Annotated in this window: 17 protein-coding genes; 16 read left to right on the top strand and 1 reads right to left on the bottom strand. The window is 37.7% G+C overall.

Annotated features, from left to right (window positions below):
• Nucleotides 1-1,034: 1,034 nt before the first annotated feature.
• From ACKTS5_RS01400 to ACKTS5_RS01360, 9 genes are all read left to right on the top strand, one after another.
• Nucleotides 1,035-1,568, top strand: coding sequence for a GNAT family N-acetyltransferase (locus ACKTS5_RS01400; protein WP_408042039.1), 534 nt, complete (start codon nt 1,035-1,037; stop codon nt 1,566-1,568).
• 79 nt (nt 1,569-1,647) lie between these two features.
• Nucleotides 1,648-2,643 carry a carboxylesterase family protein gene (locus ACKTS5_RS01395; RefSeq protein WP_408042038.1) on the top strand — a complete coding sequence of 332 codons (996 nt, stop codon included), beginning with the start codon at nt 1,648-1,650 and terminating at the stop codon, nt 2,641-2,643.
• 346 nt (nt 2,644-2,989) lie between these two features.
• Nucleotides 2,990-4,294: a phosphatidylserine decarboxylase gene (locus tag ACKTS5_RS01390; protein ID WP_408042037.1), complete on the top strand. Its 1,305-nt coding sequence runs from the start codon at nt 2,990-2,992 to the stop codon at nt 4,292-4,294.
• A 177-nt stretch (nt 4,295-4,471) separates the two neighbouring features.
• Nucleotides 4,472-5,161 carry an SDR family NAD(P)-dependent oxidoreductase gene (locus ACKTS5_RS01385; RefSeq protein ID WP_408042036.1) on the top strand — a complete coding sequence of 230 codons (690 nt, stop codon included), beginning with the start codon at nt 4,472-4,474 and terminating at the stop codon, nt 5,159-5,161.
• Nucleotides 5,162-5,237: 76 nt separating this feature from the next.
• Nucleotides 5,238-5,693, top strand: a complete 456-nt coding sequence (locus tag ACKTS5_RS01380) for a hypothetical protein (protein WP_408042035.1) — start codon at nt 5,238-5,240, stop codon at nt 5,691-5,693.
• Nucleotides 5,694-5,712: 19 nt separating this feature from the next.
• Nucleotides 5,713-6,243, top strand: a complete 531-nt coding sequence (locus ACKTS5_RS01375; RefSeq protein ID WP_408042034.1) for a helix-turn-helix domain-containing protein — start codon at nt 5,713-5,715, stop codon at nt 6,241-6,243.
• 113 nt (nt 6,244-6,356) lie between these two features.
• Complete coding sequence (locus ACKTS5_RS01370; protein ID WP_408042033.1) at nt 6,357-7,826, top strand: serine hydrolase; 1,470 nt, start codon at nt 6,357-6,359, stop codon at nt 7,824-7,826.
• A gap of 241 nt (nt 7,827-8,067) precedes the next feature.
• Nucleotides 8,068-9,003, top strand: a complete 936-nt coding sequence (locus tag ACKTS5_RS01365) for an HNH endonuclease (protein ID WP_408042032.1) — start codon at nt 8,068-8,070, stop codon at nt 9,001-9,003.
• Nucleotide 9,004: 1 nt separating this feature from the next.
• Nucleotides 9,005-9,376: a (deoxy)nucleoside triphosphate pyrophosphohydrolase gene (locus ACKTS5_RS01360; protein WP_408042031.1), complete on the top strand. Its 372-nt coding sequence runs from the start codon at nt 9,005-9,007 to the stop codon at nt 9,374-9,376.
• A 47-nt stretch (nt 9,377-9,423) separates the two neighbouring features.
• Here ACKTS5_RS01360 and ACKTS5_RS01355 read toward each other — a convergent pair whose 3' ends face one another.
• Nucleotides 9,424-10,212, bottom strand: coding sequence for a DUF5684 domain-containing protein (locus tag ACKTS5_RS01355; RefSeq protein ID WP_408042030.1), 789 nt, complete (start codon nt 10,210-10,212; stop codon nt 9,424-9,426).
• A 218-nt stretch (nt 10,213-10,430) separates the two neighbouring features.
• On the opposite strand from ACKTS5_RS01355, the gene ACKTS5_RS01350 reads away from it, so the two are divergent.
• The 7 genes from ACKTS5_RS01350 to ACKTS5_RS01320 all read left to right on the top strand — a co-directional run bounded on the left by ACKTS5_RS01350 (nt 10,431) and on the right by ACKTS5_RS01320 (nt 18,552).
• On the top strand, nt 10,431-11,876 hold the full coding sequence (locus tag ACKTS5_RS01350; protein ID WP_408042029.1) for a DUF4932 domain-containing protein: 1,446 nt from the start codon (nt 10,431-10,433) through the stop codon (nt 11,874-11,876).
• A gap of 99 nt (nt 11,877-11,975) precedes the next feature.
• A complete protein-coding gene (locus tag ACKTS5_RS01345; protein ID WP_408042028.1) occupies nt 11,976-12,788 on the top strand; it encodes a hypothetical protein in 813 nt (270 codons plus the stop codon).
• 275 nt (nt 12,789-13,063) lie between these two features.
• Nucleotides 13,064-14,032 (top strand): acyl-CoA thioester hydrolase/BAAT C-terminal domain-containing protein, encoded by a 969-nt coding sequence (locus ACKTS5_RS01340; protein WP_408042027.1) that lies wholly within the window; start codon nt 13,064-13,066, stop codon nt 14,030-14,032.
• Nucleotides 14,033-14,181: 149 nt separating this feature from the next.
• Nucleotides 14,182-15,579 carry a S41 family peptidase gene (locus ACKTS5_RS01335; RefSeq protein ID WP_408042026.1) on the top strand — a complete coding sequence of 466 codons (1,398 nt, stop codon included), beginning with the start codon at nt 14,182-14,184 and terminating at the stop codon, nt 15,577-15,579.
• A 210-nt stretch (nt 15,580-15,789) separates the two neighbouring features.
• Nucleotides 15,790-16,140 carry a hypothetical protein gene (locus ACKTS5_RS01330; RefSeq protein ID WP_408042025.1) on the top strand — a complete coding sequence of 117 codons (351 nt, stop codon included), beginning with the start codon at nt 15,790-15,792 and terminating at the stop codon, nt 16,138-16,140.
• 121 nt (nt 16,141-16,261) lie between these two features.
• Nucleotides 16,262-16,528, top strand: a complete 267-nt coding sequence (locus ACKTS5_RS01325) for a hypothetical protein (protein WP_408042024.1) — start codon at nt 16,262-16,264, stop codon at nt 16,526-16,528.
• 1,157 nt (nt 16,529-17,685) lie between these two features.
• Nucleotides 17,686-18,552: a helix-turn-helix domain-containing protein gene (locus ACKTS5_RS01320; RefSeq protein WP_408042023.1), complete on the top strand. Its 867-nt coding sequence runs from the start codon at nt 17,686-17,688 to the stop codon at nt 18,550-18,552.
• The last annotated feature ends 640 nt before the right edge of the window (nt 18,553-19,192 follow it).

The following is a 19,192-nucleotide window of genomic DNA, read 5'->3' as shown; positions in this document are numbered from 1 at the left end:
TATGAAACTATATTCAATAAGATACCTGAGCCTTATCGTTACCGAAATCCAAAAGACATACGAACATACCATCAACAAAAACATATGAAACTATATTCAATAAGATACGTGAGCCTTATCGTTACCGAAATCCAAAAGACATACGAACATACCATCAACAAAAACACATGAAGCTATATTCAATAAGATAACTAAACCTCATCGTTACTGAACTATAAAAGATATACCAACATACTATCAACAAAAACACATGAAACTATATTCAATAAGATACCCGAGCCTTATCGTTACTGAACTATAAAAGACATACGAACATGCTATCAACAAAAACATATGAAACTATATTCAAAAAGATATCTGAGTCTCATTGTTACCGAACTGTAAAAGACATACCAACATACTATCAACAAAAACACGCAAAGCTATATTCAATAAGATACCTGAGCCTAATCGTTACCGAGCTATAAAAGACATACCAACATACTATCAACAAAAACACATGAAACTATATTCAAAAAGACACCTGAGCCTTATCGTTACCGAACTATAAAAGACATACCAACATACTATCAACAAAAACACATGAAACTATATTCAATAAGATACCTGAGCCTGATCGTTACCGAAATATAAAAGACATACCAACATACTATCAACAAAAACACATGAAACTATATTCAAAAAGATACCTGAGCCTCATCGTTAACGAACTATATAAGATATACGAACATACTATCAACAAAAACAAGCGAAGCTATATTCAATAAGATACCTGAGCCTCATCGTTAACGAACTATAAAAGACATACGAACATGCTATCAACAAAAACACATGAAGCTATATTCAAAAAGATACCTGAGCCTTATCGTTACCAAAATCCAAAAGATATACGAACATACTATCAACAAAAACACATGAAGCTATATTCAAAAAGATACCTAATACCTGAGCCTTATCGTTAACGAAATCCAAGCCTTCCCAAAAACAATCCCCATATTTTCAGTAACTTAGACAAACACCAAAACCTCTTGACTATGATCGTAAAAAGCATCCTTCCGCAAGACTTTGAAAGTATTCTTGAAATCATCAACGATGCCGCCAAAGCTTATAAAGGTAGTATTCCTGCTGATCGCTGGAAAGAGCCGTATATGTCACCGCAAGAACTTCAAACACAACTTACAGAAGGAGTTATCTTTTACAATTTTAAAGAAGACAATCGAATTCTTGGAGTTATGGGAATCCAATTCAAAAAAGAAGTCACCCTCATCAGGCATGCCTACGTTCGGACTATTGCTCGGCAAAAAGGAATAGGAGGAAAACTACTAAATTACCTAAAAAGACTTAGTCATGCCCCGATCTTAATTGGTACTTGGGCCGCAGCAACCTGGGCCATTTCCTTTTATGAAAAACACGGGTTTCGAATACTCTCTACCGACGAAAAAAACACCTTGCTACAAAACTATTGGTCCATCCCCAAAAGGCAAATTGAAACATCCATAGTGCTGGCTGATAAGTACTGGCATCCCGGACTTTTAACACCTCCTTGGACTCCAGAACAAAACAACTAACAAACTACTAAAAGCATAATCATTAAACCTTTCCACGAATAAACCGTCTTAATTAAAAGAATTCCAAACACTTACTCCAATGAGAATATTATGGTCAATACTTTGTGGTTGTATCTTTCTAGTAGCTTGTAGTAAAGACAATTCATTTGCAAATACCACTGATGAGAATACTCCTACAGTCACTACCTCCAGCGCATACTCTGTACGTATCGTTCCCGATATAACCTATGCCAAAGGACTTCGTCATCAGCAAATCAATAGCAGTACTGCCACTGAAATCCCGTTAAAATTAGACCTATACCTACCTGATAATAACTCAAAAAACAGACCGGTCTTTATGTTTATTCACGGAGGAGGCTTTATAGGTGGATCTCGTAAATCAGCACAAATTATTGATATGGCTAACTATTTCGCATCACGCGGTTGGGTGTTTCTGTCCATTGATTACCGACTACGCGATGATACGGGAACTGTTCCGCAAGCTTGGGTTGATTATGCCAACAACCTACCTGCAACTTCAGTAGCGCAATTCTTGGCCATATACCCCGCACATAGAGATGCCAAAGCTGCACTCCGATGGCTAATTTCCAAGGCAAGCACCTATGGTATAAACACCGATTTTTTAACGGTTGGAGGAAGTTCTGCCGGTGCCGTTACCGCAGTTACTTTAGGAGTCTCGAATTTAGAAGACTACACCAATGAACTCACCTTACAACAAGACCCTACCTTAACTTCAACTCACCTTTCTCAATCCTATCAAATTCAAAGTGTTGTAGAATTCTGGGGCACCAAAGTGGGAGTTGATATTTTAAGTGAAATTTATGGTCACCAACGTTTTGATGATCAAGACCCTGACTTACTTATTATTCATGGCACGGCCGATGCCAATGAAAACACTCCATACAGCAGTGCCTTGGAATTAAAAAACAGCTACGATGCTTCCGGAGCCTATTCCGAATTGATTCCTTTAGTAGACAAAGGTCATGGCGCCTGGAATGCCTCTGTAAACGGCAAGAGTTTATCAGAACTTTCTTTCGATTTTATCGTAAAACAACAAAAACTACAGGTACAATAACCCTCTAATAAGTCACTGGAATTAAAAAAACATACCCTACAAGTAATAATGAGGTAAACTACTCACAATAGCACTTGTAGTTCCATCTTTCATTGACCTCACCATCAGAACAGTAGAGCTTTCTGAAGCATAGCAATACTACTTCCATGCCTCAAATCAAGAACGTTTGAGACATGATACAGCGCATTCACAACCATTTTCAGGATTACTTTGACTATAAAGGCTAGCTTTAACTTAAATAAGCAATAGCTTAAAAAGTCAATTACTATCCGTTCCTATTCGGTTTTAATAGGAGGTGAAACCGAAAAACCTTACGAGTAGGAATCAACTAACATATCATTACATTATGAAACATGCTTCAGTTTTAACCCCCAAAGCAGTGACTACACATACCCCAATTGTAGCAGAGCTCCAAAACATTTTAGACGGTCATCCCCTCATTAAAAAAGCCCTTGTTGCTTCTTTAAAAATTGCGGTTCAGAGAGCCCAAAAGGACCTCAACTCTGATTTATACAAAGCCATCGATAGAGTTTTTAACGGCAACGGATGGCCAACAGATATCGACAACTACTTAAACTACTTGGATCAGTACGTTCAACTGGTACCCAATGAAGAAAAAGACCCCTTGTATCCAAATGCATGGAAAAGTGATGGTACCAAAAACGGGTATAATCAAAAAATCTACGATTTATTATGCCAATTTTATTGGCTCATTGACCAGGGAGTCGACAATATTACCATGCAGAGTTTTCCTGCCTTTTCCGATTGGCTTATCGATTTCGCAAAAGCATGGGGTAGCTTTTTAGATAAACCTGAGTCGTTAACTCCAGCATCTTTAGCTTCTTTTAAGGCAGATAGAATGTATAAATTTGACATGTATGCCTCAAATGAAAAGAATTGGAACACTTTTAACGAGTTCTTTTACCGACAATTCAATCACGCTGACCCAACCACCGGAATTACACCACTTCGTCCTATTGCAGCCCCCAATGATAACAGTACCATCGTGGCACCTGCCGACTGTACCTTCCAAATGAACTACCCTATTGACAACGAAGGAAATGTAATTAGTGAAACCACAGGAAAGCCAACTCAACTTACCTTAAAACACACGCATACTATTGGGAATATCAACGATTTACTGGCAGGAAGCGAGTATGCTGAAGACTTTTACGGCGGAACTTTTGTACATTACTTTTTAAGTCCTTTTGATTATCATCGCTTTCATACCCCTGTAGGTGGAGAAGTTGTAGATTTTAGAGACATCCCTGGAAAAGTATACTTAAATGTTGTTATGCAAGAAGACGGACAATGGGACGCTCCCGATGGTGCTGAGGACGGTTATGAATTTTATCAATCACGTGGACTACTAATCATCGACACAAAATCTGCAGTTGGAAAAGTAGCAGTTTTACCCATTGGAATGTGTCAGGTATCAGGAGTCGATTTGTACACAGATAAAATTAAACTCAAAGACCAACTTATAAAAGGACAAGAGTTCGGAAAATTCCAATTTGGTGGATCCGATGTGATTCTATTGTTCGAAAAAAATCCTGACTTGTATTTATTCAAAAATAACCCGGGCTTAGATCCGATATATTTCCAATACGGACAAACCGTAGCTTATTGGAACGTCGAGGCTCAAAAATAAATACGATACCCGTTACAAAAACACTCTATGTTTGTTTAGAGATTATCGATTTCCTTCGGTAATCTCTATTTTTTGCCCCTATAATTCGCTTCAAAAATTGTATATTTCGATGGCTAACGAGCCAACTACATCCAAAAATTGAAACACTCATAAAGAACAAAAAACTGCTAACAAAACATGCACAGTAAAACTGTACTCATCACCGGAACAAATAAAGGAATCGGAAAGGGCCTAGCGCATCAACTGAAATCTATGGGGTACAAAGTGTACGGGACATCTCGAACTCCGCATAGCTCTACAGACCTTGACGGGGTATATACTTTAGATGTAACCAACCAACAAAGTATTTCAGATGCTATTAGCACCATGACTCATGATGCGCTTCATATAGATCTTTTAATAAACAACGCAGGGATAGGCTCAGACTACAATGAGCAACTCACGGCAAAAGAAAATTTTGAGCTACGCTTTCAAACCCATGTTTTTGGCACTTTCTTTTTCACCGAAGCCATTACCCCTTTACTCAAACCCGACGGAAAAATCATCAATATCAGTTCTAAGCTATCTTCATTTGCCGAGGTTGACAATATCGCCATCGCTAAGCTCACGCAAAACAAAATGGCATATATTCTATCGAAATCTTCCTTAAACATGTACACCAAACTGCTGGCAAGTCGTTTACGAGAAAAACAAATAGCAGTGCTAAGCATACATCCTGGTTGGGTGCAAACAACCTTGTCAACCACCAACAAAAACGCGCCACTTTCCATAACAACTTCTGTTGACGGAATCATTAAACTCATCCTAAAAAATCCTCCGACAGGAACTTTTTGGAACGCTGAAAACCAAGAGGAATTGCAATGGTAGGCACCAATATCCACACATTAAATGCAGCGATCACCTTCGCTATCATCGATTGTTAACCAACACAAAAAATAGTGTCTTGAATCAACAAAATCCAGCGACCAATAAAAATATAAGAGTACTCAAATTTAAAAACATCAGAAACCTGATGAGTTTCAAAGTACAATTATTCCAAAAGCTAAAATTAAGAGACTGTCACAATGATAGCCAAGCAGTCTTCTACACCCAACTAAGCCAGTACTGTAACAGACAACGAGGAACACATTTCGAAATCAGAATGTCAAAAACTGAACTAACAGCCTCCTTATACAAGCACAAATACGATGATTTAAGCAAAATTCCAATTCCCAAAAACTATCCTTGGGGAGCTTCCAACATGGAAACACAGACCTACTACCAACCTAGGAATGAGGAAGCTGTTAACGCCTCTAAACAACAAGCCCTAAATTTCGCTAAGAAAGAATTCAACGCATTTAAACTACTGTTTGTCAAACTTTCTGAGATTGAAAATTTCCACGTAATTTTACAAGACTAAGACTTGAAAAAACTCGAATATGAACGTCAAAACCTATCGCGAAGCCAAACAACTCACTCAAGAAGAACTTGCAAAAGCTTCGGGAGTATCCGTGCGTACCATTCAACGCATTGAGGCCGGGCAAGCTCCAAAAGGCCATACCGCTATAGTCCTGGCGAAAGCTTTAGGTATTGAGCTTACCCAAATTACCCAACCACAAACCATTGCCAACAAGGTTACACAGCTAAAACTCATTAACCTCGCACCCTTGTTTGTATTGAGTATCCCCTTACTAAACTTTATCTTACCAATAGCCATTACTGCATACCACAAGCAATTTAACAATATTACTAGGCAACTAATTACGCTACAAATTTTATGGAGTATCCTAAGCACGCTAAGCTTTTTTATACTTGCTTACCTTAAAATGACCTTCTCACTTTCACACCGACTACTTCCAGCATTTATGCTCGTACTCTTCATTAGTAATCTCATTATTATTGTAAAAAATGCCATAAGCCTAGAGCAACACCAGCAACTTTGTATCAAACTTAACTTTTCACTCTTATAAACACTTTTTGTTAACAACTCCAACAATGACGGGATATTGGCGGGGTATTGTCGGGAGGAAACTAGGGCCTATTGCGAAAAACTTAAGGAGTTTTGCACAAAAAAATGTCCATTATGCATAAAACACGATTCGGAACACTACTATTGTTTTTTGCGGTACTTTCACTGTACTCACAAACGTCTAGTACAAACAATACTGTTTACCACAAAATTGATGCTTATCTAAAATCGGGGATACATCACGGATTTTCAGGAGCGCTCACCATTATTAAAAACGACTCGATAAAACTCCAAGAAGGTTACGGTTTTGCTAATCGAGAGCAACAAATTCCCAACAGTGCTACTACCATCTATGATATTGGTTCGAATACCAAACAATTTACAGCAACAGCCATCCTCAAATTAGCGGAACTCGGCAAACTAAAGCTCGATGATTCCATTGCCCTGTATTTTAAGAATATTCCCGAAGACAAACGCTCTATCACCTTACATCAATTACTTACCCACAGTTCAGGATTGATAGACCGTATGGGGAATGACTTCGAAAAGACCAGTACCCAACCCTTTTTCAAACAACTTTTTCTCAGCAAACTCCTCTTCCAACCGGGGAAACAATTCCACTACTCCAATACAGGGTACAGCGTACTCGGTCGTGTTATCGAACTGGTTTCAGGAACCTCTTACGAATCCTTCCTACAAAAACACCTATTCCATCCAGCAGGAATGTATCAAACGGGCTACTTACTTCCCAAGTGGAGGAATTCCAAATTGGCCTCGAGTTATAATCGAGGAATACTCCCCAGTAACTCGCCCATACTCAAATATCAAAAAGACCAGGAAATTTCTTGGCATTTAAAAGCGAATGGAGGTATCAACAGTACTCAAACCGATTTAGCACTGTGGTTCAAGGCACTCAAAACAAACAAAATACTTTCAAAAAAGAGCCTTAACAAAGGTACTACTCCCTATATTTTCTATCCAAATAGTAGGCTACAATACGGCTATGGTTGGACCATTCGCACCCTAAAAACCGTAGGCAAGCGTATCGCTCATAACGGTTCAAACGGGGCATTTGCACATTCCTTACTCTGGTATCCTCAACAAAAGCTGTATATCAGTTATATCACAAATGCCAACAGTGACGAGGTGGAATTCCTTGGTTACCGAATTGCCAAAATGCTACTTGACCCCGAGTACGCTCCACCTCCTATAAAAAACAATGTATATGCTACGGCCTTTAGGTTTATGGAACAGCACCCTAGCACAGCGAGCGAACAGCTATTTTCCCTGCTCTCCAATCAATATCCTGAAGCCTACGGTCGATCTAACTTACTCAACAGCCTTGGGAATCTAGTACTTCGCTTACACAAAGACCCCACTTGGGCCCTTTCGTTGTTCAAAAAAAACACACAGCGCTTTCCTCAAGATGGCAATCTATGGGATTCTTTAGGCGATGCACATCAACGAGCACAGCAACCACATCGGGCTATACCTTGTTATCAAAAGGCAGTGAAACTAGGGTATACCCCGGCAAAAAAGAAACTGTTACGACTTCAAAAAAACATTCCCGAAAAATCACAATAAAAAGCCCCTCAAAAAACACTATTCCATATAGAAGTATGTTTGTTCTTAACACAAGCAACTAACTCCCTCCGACTCCTTATGCGCTACCTTGATAGCACATAAGGGTCGGTTTTTTTTGCTCCAGCTAATCAATTTATACTTTTGCAAGATTATTCCAATACATTATGTCTCATTTTTTGTTTAATTTAGGCATAGAAAATTATACTTTGTAAAAAACTTAGTAAGTTTAATAAGAAAATTCATGGGAGTATTTAAGAATCTAAAAATAGGTCTTAGTTATAATAAAATTCAAATTTCGGAACTTATTGGTGAAGCAAAAATGGCGAAATATCAGTCTGGAATTTACTACTGTGATACCCGAGATACTACCATACTTTTTGTAACTTTAGATAAAACTGGGAAGAAGAAAGATCTTCATTATAACGATTATTTTGATGGTGAATATTTCGAGTGGGACAGTCAAAACTCGCAATCATTAAAAAGCCCTCGAATCCAAAAAATTCTAACTCGTGAAACTGATGTTCATTTAATGATCAGAATTCAAGATAAAATCAAAGGACAAACTCAACCTTTTACTTATTGTGGTGAACTAAGCTATTTCGAATTCGACGAACTTACCAATAACCCAATTCACATTACCTTTCAAGCCTTAAACTTTGATGGCAACACAAAAAATACTGAACTAAAAAAAATTTACAATTGGAAACCCGCTCAAATCGGAGGGAGTAGTTCATTTCGAAAAAATTACAACAAACCCGTGAGCGAGGAAAGGAAGAAAGACTACAAAAAACCGAATAAAACGGAAAGAAATGGCATCGTACTTTCCAGAGTCGGACAAGGGTACTACAGAGAACAACTCTTAAAAAAATGGAACTACAAATGTGCAGTTACTGGCTCATCACTGACTAATATCCTAATTGCATCACATATAGTTCCATGGAAAAATGCAACCGATGAAGAAAGATTGAACGCTAATAATGGAATCTTACTAAGTCCAAATTACGATGCTCTTTTTGACAAAGGTTTAATCACCTTTAATGATGATGGAAGTATCGTATTTTCTGATATTATCTCATCAAAAGAATTAATTGCTTTAGGAATTGATAAAAATGCTTCAATAAAAGTAAACGAAGAAATGAAACCTTTTTTAAAAAAACATCGAAACTCCCTTTCTTAAAATGATTAATGTCGTTTGTGGTATCATTTACAAAAATGATAAAATCTTTATTGCCCGAAAAAAAACAGGGACGAATCTAGCCGGTTATTGGGAATTTCCTGGAGGAAAAATAGAAAAGGGGGAAAATCCCAAAACTGCTCTGAAGCGCGAACTTCTCGAAGAATTAGACATGCAAGTAACAATAAATGAGCAAATCGGAATAAACATTCATAAATATGAAACTATTACCATTAACCTCATAGCCTATCATTGTAATTTCATAAAAGCCACCTATCATTTAACGGACCACGACCACTATGAATGGGTTCATCCTAAAGAGCTTTTGAATTATAAATTTGCTCCCGCAGATATACCATTCTTAAGTCTAATATAGATCAAAAAAAAATCAAATAGTCGATATTATCAAGGATGAAATTCTCCTTACTTATCCAACAGAGCTTTACCATAAAAGAACCAAGGAACAAATGTCATCCCAATTGCATAGGATTTTGAACGTTTCAATTCACGAGCTAGGCTTAGGTTCATGGCATATTTCGGAATATAACGAACAAAAGGAATACACATCGGAAGTACCCACCAAAGTGGCTTGTTTGCCAATTTCAACAACCCTACACTGTGCAATACGGGAATAAATGCCCAATACCCTGCCTGTTGTTGATCCTTAAACCATAAAAACACACTGTAACAATACACCATGGTAACGGCCATAAAAAAACTCGGCGTTGCAAACAAAGCCATTAACCACGACAAACTACCTGTAGTTATAAACTCTACACACGCAATATACGGAGTCATCACAAAATACTGCCACAGATCAAAACTGTTAGCATCATATGGTGTAAAACTTGCCAAACTTAAAATGCCAGTAGACGTCTTTTCAGGAGTATTCCCTAACTGATGAACATACGCAAAAAGCATATCCGTAGCCCAATTCAAAACATAGGAAATCAACACAATGCTAATGCTTAGTAACAAACAACTCACAAAACGGATAGAAACCAGTTTCTTGTAGCTCTCGAAGCCCAATACCAATACCACACTAAATACTGCTATTTTGTAGGGTTGACTAAAAATCGCATTGAATATCGCGGCATCCTGAAAAGTTTGCACACCAAATATGAAGTATAACGATTTTAGTAAAAAGGTTGTCAATGCAACGTACAATACACTTTTTTTTAAACTTATCTCAAAGAGCACTTTCAAATCCATATACGATATTTTATAATCCTTTTAATACTGTTTTTCAGCATTTAAAGATAGTACAAATAATCAGTTGATATAAAATCATCAGTTATTAGCTTTACTTTTACAAAATCACTATTTTTACCCAACACTCGCTATAAACACTTTTTTATACTACCACTTTATGAATTGGTAGTTGCGAAGGATACGAGAAATTGCGTTTCAAAAAATTTAATATTGCGACTATGAAAACTTCAACTATAACTCTTTGGAGCTGTTGTGCCCTACTATTGACTACAGTGCTGAATTCCTGCAAAAAGGAGATACAACAACCAAAGGAAAATTCAGAAATCATCACAATTTCCTATCCTGAACCCTATGAATTGGCCAATATCATTTTAGCCTTGACAGACTATGGGAAATCAGATCGTTGGGAGGTGCAAAAAGATTTTGAATACTACCGTGAGGTACTAGACTATTTCACTCCAGTACAAAATCACCCACTCTTAGATTCTGTAAATTACTCACGTGCCAAATGGAAAGAATTATTGAGTTTTAGAACCGATGCCTATGCCTTCGCCTTCAATAATCAAAACCAACTCTACAGAACAACTGATTTTTATGCCAATAAAGGAGTTCAACCATTTGATGATCATCTTACTTTAGTAAATGACTTTGTTGAGAAATCAAATTTTCGTGATTTCTTCAAAAAGCATCTTCCGTATTACGAAAAGATTAAAAAACGTTATGCTCAAACACAATATCTGAACGAGATGCGTAGCTTTTTAAAAGCCGAATTCGGAGATCAGTTTTCACAAGATCAAAAATACGAAGTAGTGGTATCCCCTTTCGTAGGTCGAATGAACTGTCACAGAACCATCGATTCGATAACCACTGCTGATTTTATTACGCTACCAAAATACGTCATTACCGACAGCATTCAAATTCAACCTAAAAACATCGCTACCTCCGTTCATAACTTGTTTACAGAAATGGACCACGGCTATGTAAATCCTACCACCGAACACTATCGAGAACTCGTACTTGAGAATTTCGATGCCGCTCTGTGGGACCATAAGAGTGGTTATAATGAAAATTCCGAATTTGGTGTCTTTAACGAATATATGACCTGGGCTGTGTACGACATATTCTTGACCAAACACTTCCCCGAATACGCACGTGAGGTCGGTTTGTATTGGAGTTATCAAAACGATTCGAGAGGCTTCAAATACGCACAGGCCTTTAGTCAACAATTGCTCAAATGCTACACTGAACGAAAAGAAGGGCAAACACTTAAAGACCTATACCCACAACTTTTAAACTGGACAGCTGAATTTCAAAAAAAGGCTACAAAACCAACTGTAGTTTCCCCAAAAGATTCCTTAGCAGCCGCATTTTCTGCCTCTACGAAAATTCCTCTTACCTTTTCAGAACCCATGCATGCTTCCGATACCCTGAGCGTATTTGTGTTGGACGGGAAAAACTTTAAGAAAATCCATCGACTTACCAAGGCTAAAAATCAAATCTCTTGGAATGCGACGAAAACGGAGTTAGTACTTTCTATTGACCTACCCAATGACAGACCTGCCTATTATATACAGTTCAATTGGTGGGGAGCTCCCTACCCTTTGCAAAGTGATAAAGGGGTACTCATAGCGAGTGGACGCTATTTTAAAGTTCAAAAAAAATAATAATTCGTATCACAACTTTCACTTGCATTAGCAGCAAGAATTTCGAAGTTAGGTATTGCCTGAGAAAAGGTGATCCGTTTCACATTTATTTAAATTACCATGAGCCGTAAAAAATGGACTTCTGAAAAAATTTTTTCTCGACTACTTACCAATAAGACGAAAAGTACCTATTGGAAAAACATTTCTGAATTGAGAAGGAGACCTAACAACGAGGTCTACGATCGCGCCTATGAACTGGCGCAGTCTCCTCTAGCTTTCCAAAAAGAAATCGGAATTTACATCCTTGCACAACTCGGTTTTGCGCCGAGGTTTCAGCAAGCAAAAACGCTAGAACTGTACTTTCAACTTTTAAATACTGAAGAAAATCCAAACATAATAAGCGCTGTTTTATCGTCTATAGGACATAACAATGAACAACTCAACAAAGAACAAGTTCAACAACTTATTCCTTACCAAAATCATCGCTGGGTAGCTGTCCGATTTACACTGGTTCAAGCACTGTTGGCAGTCACACATCCCGAAGCCATTACGATGTTAATTTCTTTATCAAAAGACGAACACCCCGATATAAGAAATTGGGCAACTTTTGGTTTGGGAAGCCAACTCGAAGTCGACTCACCTGCTATTCGAACTGCTTTATGGGAGCGAATTGATGATGTCGATTTTATGACAACACAAGAGGCAATCATAGGACTAGCAGTACGCAAAGATACCGGCATTATACCTCGATTAAAAGCAGCTATTCAGAAATTGGATTACGATTCTGGTCTTGTCTTAGAAGCAATTGAAGCTATGCCTAATATTGCCTATATCCCCTTATTAGAACGAGCATTAGAACAGCGAAAAGGCGCACCTAACTTCCCTGCTAACTGGGTTACTGACACACTAATATTCTTAAAAAACAACACCTAAACAACGTATAGCATTGCATACACCTTCCGTTGTAAACCCAGAAAAAACAGCATTGGTTACCACGGCTTTTTAAGGAAATCCCATAAAAGTAGCTACTACTGAACTTCTAATATTAGTCAATAGTAGCTACTTTACATCAACAGTCATACAACTTTACAATGATGGTATCTTTTAGACATCACAAATCCCAACTTCCTCACTAAAAAATTAAAAGTGTATCTTTAAACCTCTCGAAAACAAACCACTAGTGTTTACACAAAATAAACCAACTACTCATGAAAAAGAATAACAAATACTTTCTCATTATAGGTATATGCTCCTTGCTCTGTATTGGGTACTTTATAGCCGATAACATCCTTTTTGACGGTATCCGACCTAAAAACATACGTGAAAAAGGAATCCACGCGCAGCTATTCCTTCCTAAAAATGGGAAAAACAACACCACCGTTGTCTTATTAGGTGGAGGACAATGGGGAGATTATTGGGGACAATACTTCGCCAAAAACAATTTTACAGGACTATCACTTGCCTATACACGACAACCGGGGTTACCACTACTTCCTGAAGCTATTGACTTAGCCTACTTCGAAAATGCTCTCCGCTGGTTACAAAAACAACCTGCTGTGGCTCCCAATAAAATTGTAGTCATGGGCGCATCGCGAAATGCCGAGTTGGCACTCGTACTCGCAGCGACCTTCCCTGAGCTTATTCACGGGGTAATTGCTTATGCACCGAGTTCTGTTTCTTGGTCCAATACGGTACTCCCATTTAATTCTGACGACCTAAAGGCCAGTTGGGTGTACCACAATCAAGATATCCCTTATGTCCCTATGGATAAAATTAAACCCGATAGCACTGGCACCCTCCAAATGCTCAGCTATTGGCAACGAGGACTCAGCAAGCCAGCAGCGAAAAATGCGGCCATCGCCGTCGAAAATATTCAAGGCCCTATTTTACTATTCTCTGGTTTGGACGATCAGGTATGGCCTTCGGCAAGCATGGCCAATCAAATAGAAAATCGCCTACAGCAACATAACTTCTCCCACAGCGTACAAAATATTCAGTATGCTCAAGCAGGGCATTTAATTACGACCAATCCCGATCAGCGATCAAAACAATATCAAGCGAGTTTACTGATCGAGGGCAAGTCGTATCCCTATAATTTTGGTGGTAACAGTGAGGGGGATGTAAAAGCAAAACAAGATGCTCGCACCAAACTCATGCAGTTTTTGAAAAAGCTCTAACCCTCATAAAAATCATTAAATTGACAGGATATTTCAACAGCTAGAGCACTGTAATTCTCAGTATTTTACTACCTTTAGCTCCACTGTGAAAAAACGGACACTCTGATTGCGAATTACAAACTTCGTGAAAGGTCTTAAAAATGAAAACTATGAAAAAAACGCTAGGCATACTCTGCGCCCTACTCCTTGCAGGAGGTAGTTATGCGCAATCACAACTTCCAAATACTTTGAGTAAGATTGACAAAATTTACGGTCTTTCGAAATATTGGAATGAAGTTAATTTCAATTTCGCCTACCTAAACAAGGTTGACAAAAACCAGTGGGAGGAAAACTACAAAGAACTACTTGCTAAAGTACAAAACACAAAAAATGATTATGACTACTACCGATTACTCCAGCAGTTTTCCGCTTCATTAAAAGATGGTCATACCAGTATTTTCTTACCAAAATCATTAACTAAATTTATTCTTAACGGAGAATTTGGTGACTATAAGTTGGTCATAACAACCATTGATGGCAACATGGTGATCACACAAGTTAATTATAGTAAGAGGAAAGAAATTCCTATCGGCACGGTAATTACAGCCATCAACGGTCAACAGACGGCCGACTACCTCGCTGAAAAGGTATTGCCGTATATCTCCTACAGTACTGAGAAATCGAGAGAGGCCTTGGCAGCAACCCAAATTCTCAACAGCCCGATTGGCACTGAATACCAGCTTCAACTTAAAAAACCCAACGGAAAACTACTGCATAAAACATTTCGAATAAGCCCAGCTAAAGAAACTAAGCTCTATCCAGAAATGAGCTCAAAGGCTTTTGAATTCAAAAAACTCGATCGCAATCTCGTGTACATCGCTATCAATAGCTTCGAAAACGCAGCGGTGGTCACCGAATTTAAAAACAAGCTTCCCGCTATCAGAAAAGCAGATGGACTCATCATTGATTTACGAAAAAACATGGGAGGAAATTCAGGCTTTGCCTATACTATTTTAAAGCACTTAACCCATGATCGCGAACTGGTTATTAACCGAACACAGGTTCTCGATTACAATCCTCTTTTTGAATTCTACGGAGTCCAATACAACATACAAGCAAAAGATACGGCTCAAGGAAGTCCTGAAAACAGGAAACTCCTACAACGTGCCTATTTAACTGCTAGGGATAGTTACTTTTATGAGATTCCATTTAATACTCACGATAACCAAATCAACAAATCAGAGCGAGTAGTTTTACCGACAGTTCTTTTAACCGGACCACTCACAGCTTCTTCTTCCGAAGACTTTATCGTGGCTACGGATAATCAACATCACATCACAACTATTGGGCAACCTACTGCTGGAACCACTGGGATGGCTATGGGTTTTCAGCTACCTGGCGGAGGTTGGGCTCGCATCTGTATCAAAAAAGAACGTTTTCCTGATGGTCGTGAATACGTAGGATATGGAATACAACCCAAAGTCCAGGTCAAAACGACGGTACAGGATTTTATACAACAAAAAGACCCTGTATTGCGAACAGCCATAGCCTACCTAGTAAAAAAATAAAATGAAGCCATCCTGAAAAGGATGGTTTTCTAAACAAAAACCTGTACAATTTTTATGACTGTAAATCATAGCTCAGCATCAAATTTAACTCGTCGTATTGTCTTTAAGTATTTGGGGGTATCTGCACTAATCATATCCCTATTAAGCTACTTATTTTACTTAAAAGTGCCAGAGTTCAACCACTTACTTCATCGCCTAATCCTGCAGCCAGTGCTGACGGAACCAATTTACTATACCATACAACTCATTGCTTTTCTCATTATTACCTACATCATTTCGGGGCAAATTGACAAGGCCATTTTCCAAAAAGCGCAGTCTCCTTATTGGCCCCTCTTTATAGGATTTGTAAAAATATGGCTTGCCGTCTTCCTCATGACAATGCTCTTAGAGTTTACGAATCGAATAGCCTTTAATTCGGACTGGAATTGGGATGCAATGAGCCTATTTTTAGGATTGCTTCAGTGGTGCATCACTCTACCTGCCTTCCTTGCAATTGGCGCCACTCAAGGTTTTTTCTACGCTTGGTTTATCGGAAAAGAACTCACTGCACAAAAAAGATGATTTAGTCGACAAACTATCTTCGGACAGGTTTGACACTCTGTCAAAGAAACACGAGCCCATCGCTACTTTTTAATCTCCGCGTTAATTCCTATATTGAGCTACCAACATTTATACACCTACTATGTATACACTCTACATCATCGCCTTACTTTTACTGGCACCATTCGGAATATTCGCATACCTCTTTGCAACAAAAAAGCCAACAACGGAAGCTGCTAAAAATGTCAAAGCTAAAATGGTCATTCGGTTTGGCATCGGGCTAATTATGTTTATCACTGGTATCATCCTTACCGTCATGTCTAAAGGAAATGCCATCTTTTACGGAGCCATTGTTGCTGGGTATGTGCTTGTATTAGCCTCCATCTTCCAGGTCTCCAAAATTAAATAACTTCGAATAACTGCGTACAGTGCTCGCTAATTAGCACCCCTTAATACAATCACCTGGCGAGCATTCACAAACTCAATAGCCTAGATATACTGTTCGAGTTCAAACTTGAACACTCTGAACTACATGCACCCTCACTAATGTCTTGTATTTCTAAAGTATGAATCCCCCCTAGTAACAGTGCCTATAAAAGCCATAGGTATTTCGTATTTGTTAACTTCACCCCACTTCACACCTCTGACAACTAACAATTACGAATTCTAAAAACGCCCTATAAGCAGCGTTTTTAGCCCAATAAAAGAATTAAAAAAGAGCTTTTATCGCTTTTTTTTAAACGAATATAACAATTTAAAGCCTCGTCTTTTTATGAAATTTACCATACCCAAACACCTATTTTTTACAAATAGTAAATAAACATATAGAAGTCCCTAAAAATTAAATATTCATGAAGCAAAATTAATATACGTATCCAATGGAACCGATTCCATTCACCTAAAAAAGGGCATTTATCACGCCCCTATTAACAGTAGATATAACCATTTTCTATTAAGCTATTCCAAACAAAGTCTTATAACTTAAGTCTATTTTCAATTCCCTATGAAATTTTGACATCAATGTTGTCATAAACGTCCAAAGTATCATGAAATTAGGATAGGTTGTTTTAAATTCCCCATACTAAAATAACTATAGATTTTTAGAGAAAAAGTACCTGTACTCGTATTCCATACTGCGGGATAGGTTATCTACCTAATAAAATTCAATAATACTGTACAAAATTTCTACAGGAGCCATTGATATTACCGAAACTGAGAAGGATTAAGAACAAAAAACAATAGAAAAACATAATAATAATTTCCATCATTCAATAATATACATCTCAACTTCTTATCTAACAGTTCTGCGAGTAGTCGATGCAATAACACAGACTTAATACCGACCTACCTAATGGCGATTAGCTGCTCAAATCACCTTTGACTAGCGACGTCTTAATTGAAAACGTACGTTTCCAAGCTTTCGTTAACAAAAGGAGTGGCCTCGGTAGTAGTATTTATAAAATATTCTTAAAGTTAAACGGGCTTCGTAAGGAAAATCTTAACGGAAGGTTTAAAAGAAGAGAAACATCTCATTTCCAATCATTTTCACTTTAAAACCCATACAAAATGTTAAAAAAATCGATTTACAAAAACATTATTAATCAATACTATACAAGTCAAACAGATTCGAGCATTTTCAGTACCCCTAAAAAAAGCAGAAAAATTTCTGTCGCCAATGCATTTAATGCTACCCAAACCTTATTCCTATATCTTATTAATGGAGAGCTCAATTTAAAACTAAACAAAAACAAAAACGTATCCTTGAAAAAAAATGAGGCCATCCTAATTCCAAATGGCAATGACCTTCTAAAAAAGGAAAACTACCTTTCCTATCATAATTGTAACGCTTTAACGATCAGTATTTCTAACAAAACTATTCAATCGTTTATCAAAAAAACGGATATCAATTATACAATTACACCTTCAAAAAAGGAGAAAAAAAGAATGACGTTTACTCAAAACCACCGATTAAAAAACCTCATCGATTCCTTATTCCTTATCAATCAAAACAATCTAAAGAACAAAGAAAAACGCTTCGAACTCAAAATCCAAGAGCTACTGTGGGAGTGTTTGGACAAGGATGAACATTACTTCATTTCAAATTTTATAGATCACAACGATATCAAGTCTATAAAAATAGACGAAGTATTGCGAAACAACATCCATAACAAAGTTACCATAGAGCAGCTCGCAAGAGATTGCAACATGAGTTTGTCAAAATTCAAACGCATTTTTAAAGCAGAATACAACATGACTCCTGGTAAGTGGATTCATAACGAGCGTATGAAAATTGCCTACAATTTACTATCAGAAACCGATATGCAGGTCGTTGATATCGCTTATCAAATTGGATTTAACAGTCCATCTCATTTTACCAAATCGTTCAAAAAAACCTATGGATATTCGCCAATACAGAAAAGAAAAAAAACTTAGGACCCCGTGTTATTCTGTTCAAATCACAGAAAAACTTCAATAGAAAAACGAATATAACTCGTGGAAAAAAAGACGGCATGCGTATGGTTCAAAGCCCCCCCGAACTTACTCTTATCAAAGTCTCAATACTCCCCAGAGTTATTAAAAAACAAACAATTCTTGACCTCCCCCCTACCAATTAAGGTATTGGTCAAGATTAATACAAGAGCTACATCCAATACTCAAGTTGGTAAATACATCGACGAGTAACCTCTGTGCCTCAGCTAAGCTATTAAAAGCTCGCCAATACCTCAATATACTACCAAGGTAACAACAAGCTGTCTTCTACTATAAAAACCTCTGTACTCCCAATACACTACTCTTTTACTCCCTAGGCTTTCCGCAGTAAGAGTTCCTCACTATTCTCAACTTCGTGAGCTTTCGCACGGTATAATCAATCTAGTACTGTATTCAAAGGAGTACGGTAATGACACATCCATCCACTGCTCAAGTAAAAAAGGACGTTTACAGCTTTTTAATGAACGAAAACGACAACACGAAACGCCCTGATTTCGGGAATTTTACCATGTCTAAAAATTAACCTTATCACAAGTAATTAAAGATATGTATACTAAAATCAAAAGCAAATTTTCGAATTCAA

Origin of the sequence: Tenacibaculum litopenaei, from assembly GCF_964514025.1 — a bacterium.
In the GTDB taxonomy this organism is placed as follows: domain Bacteria; phylum Bacteroidota; class Bacteroidia; order Flavobacteriales; family Flavobacteriaceae; genus Polaribacter; species Polaribacter litopenaei.
The sequence above is the reverse complement of the archived record's forward strand: the minus strand, read 5'-3'. Positions and strand labels throughout refer to the sequence as shown.

Bases quoted from the DNA above. Each gene is read 5' to 3' on its own strand.
- ACKTS5_RS01400 (WP_408042039.1), top strand. From the start codon at position 1,035: ATGATCGTAAAAAGCATCCTTCCGCAAGACTTTGAAAGTATTCTTGAA.
- ACKTS5_RS01395 (WP_408042038.1), top strand. From the start codon at position 1,648: ATGAGAATATTATGGTCAATACTTTGTGGTTGTATCTTTCTAGTAGCT.
- ACKTS5_RS01390 (WP_408042037.1), top strand. From the start codon at position 2,990: ATGAAACATGCTTCAGTTTTAACCCCCAAAGCAGTGACTACACATACC.
- ACKTS5_RS01385 (WP_408042036.1), top strand. From the start codon at position 4,472: ATGCACAGTAAAACTGTACTCATCACCGGAACAAATAAAGGAATCGGA.
- ACKTS5_RS01375 (WP_408042034.1), top strand. From the start codon at position 5,713: ATGAACGTCAAAACCTATCGCGAAGCCAAACAACTCACTCAAGAAGAA.
- ACKTS5_RS01370 (WP_408042033.1), top strand. From the start codon at position 6,357: ATGCATAAAACACGATTCGGAACACTACTATTGTTTTTTGCGGTACTT.
- ACKTS5_RS01365 (WP_408042032.1), top strand. From the start codon at position 8,068: ATGGGAGTATTTAAGAATCTAAAAATAGGTCTTAGTTATAATAAAATT.
- ACKTS5_RS01360 (WP_408042031.1), top strand. From the start codon at position 9,005: ATGATTAATGTCGTTTGTGGTATCATTTACAAAAATGATAAAATCTTT.
- ACKTS5_RS01355 (WP_408042030.1), bottom strand. From the start codon at position 10,212: ATGGATTTGAAAGTGCTCTTTGAGATAAGTTTAAAAAAAAGTGTATTG.
- ACKTS5_RS01350 (WP_408042029.1), top strand. From the start codon at position 10,431: ATGAAAACTTCAACTATAACTCTTTGGAGCTGTTGTGCCCTACTATTG.
- ACKTS5_RS01345 (WP_408042028.1), top strand. From the start codon at position 11,976: ATGAGCCGTAAAAAATGGACTTCTGAAAAAATTTTTTCTCGACTACTT.
- ACKTS5_RS01340 (WP_408042027.1), top strand. From the start codon at position 13,064: ATGAAAAAGAATAACAAATACTTTCTCATTATAGGTATATGCTCCTTG.
- ACKTS5_RS01335 (WP_408042026.1), top strand. From the start codon at position 14,182: ATGAAAAAAACGCTAGGCATACTCTGCGCCCTACTCCTTGCAGGAGGT.
- ACKTS5_RS01325 (WP_408042024.1), top strand. From the start codon at position 16,262: ATGTATACACTCTACATCATCGCCTTACTTTTACTGGCACCATTCGGA.
- ACKTS5_RS01320 (WP_408042023.1), top strand. From the start codon at position 17,686: ATGTTAAAAAAATCGATTTACAAAAACATTATTAATCAATACTATACA.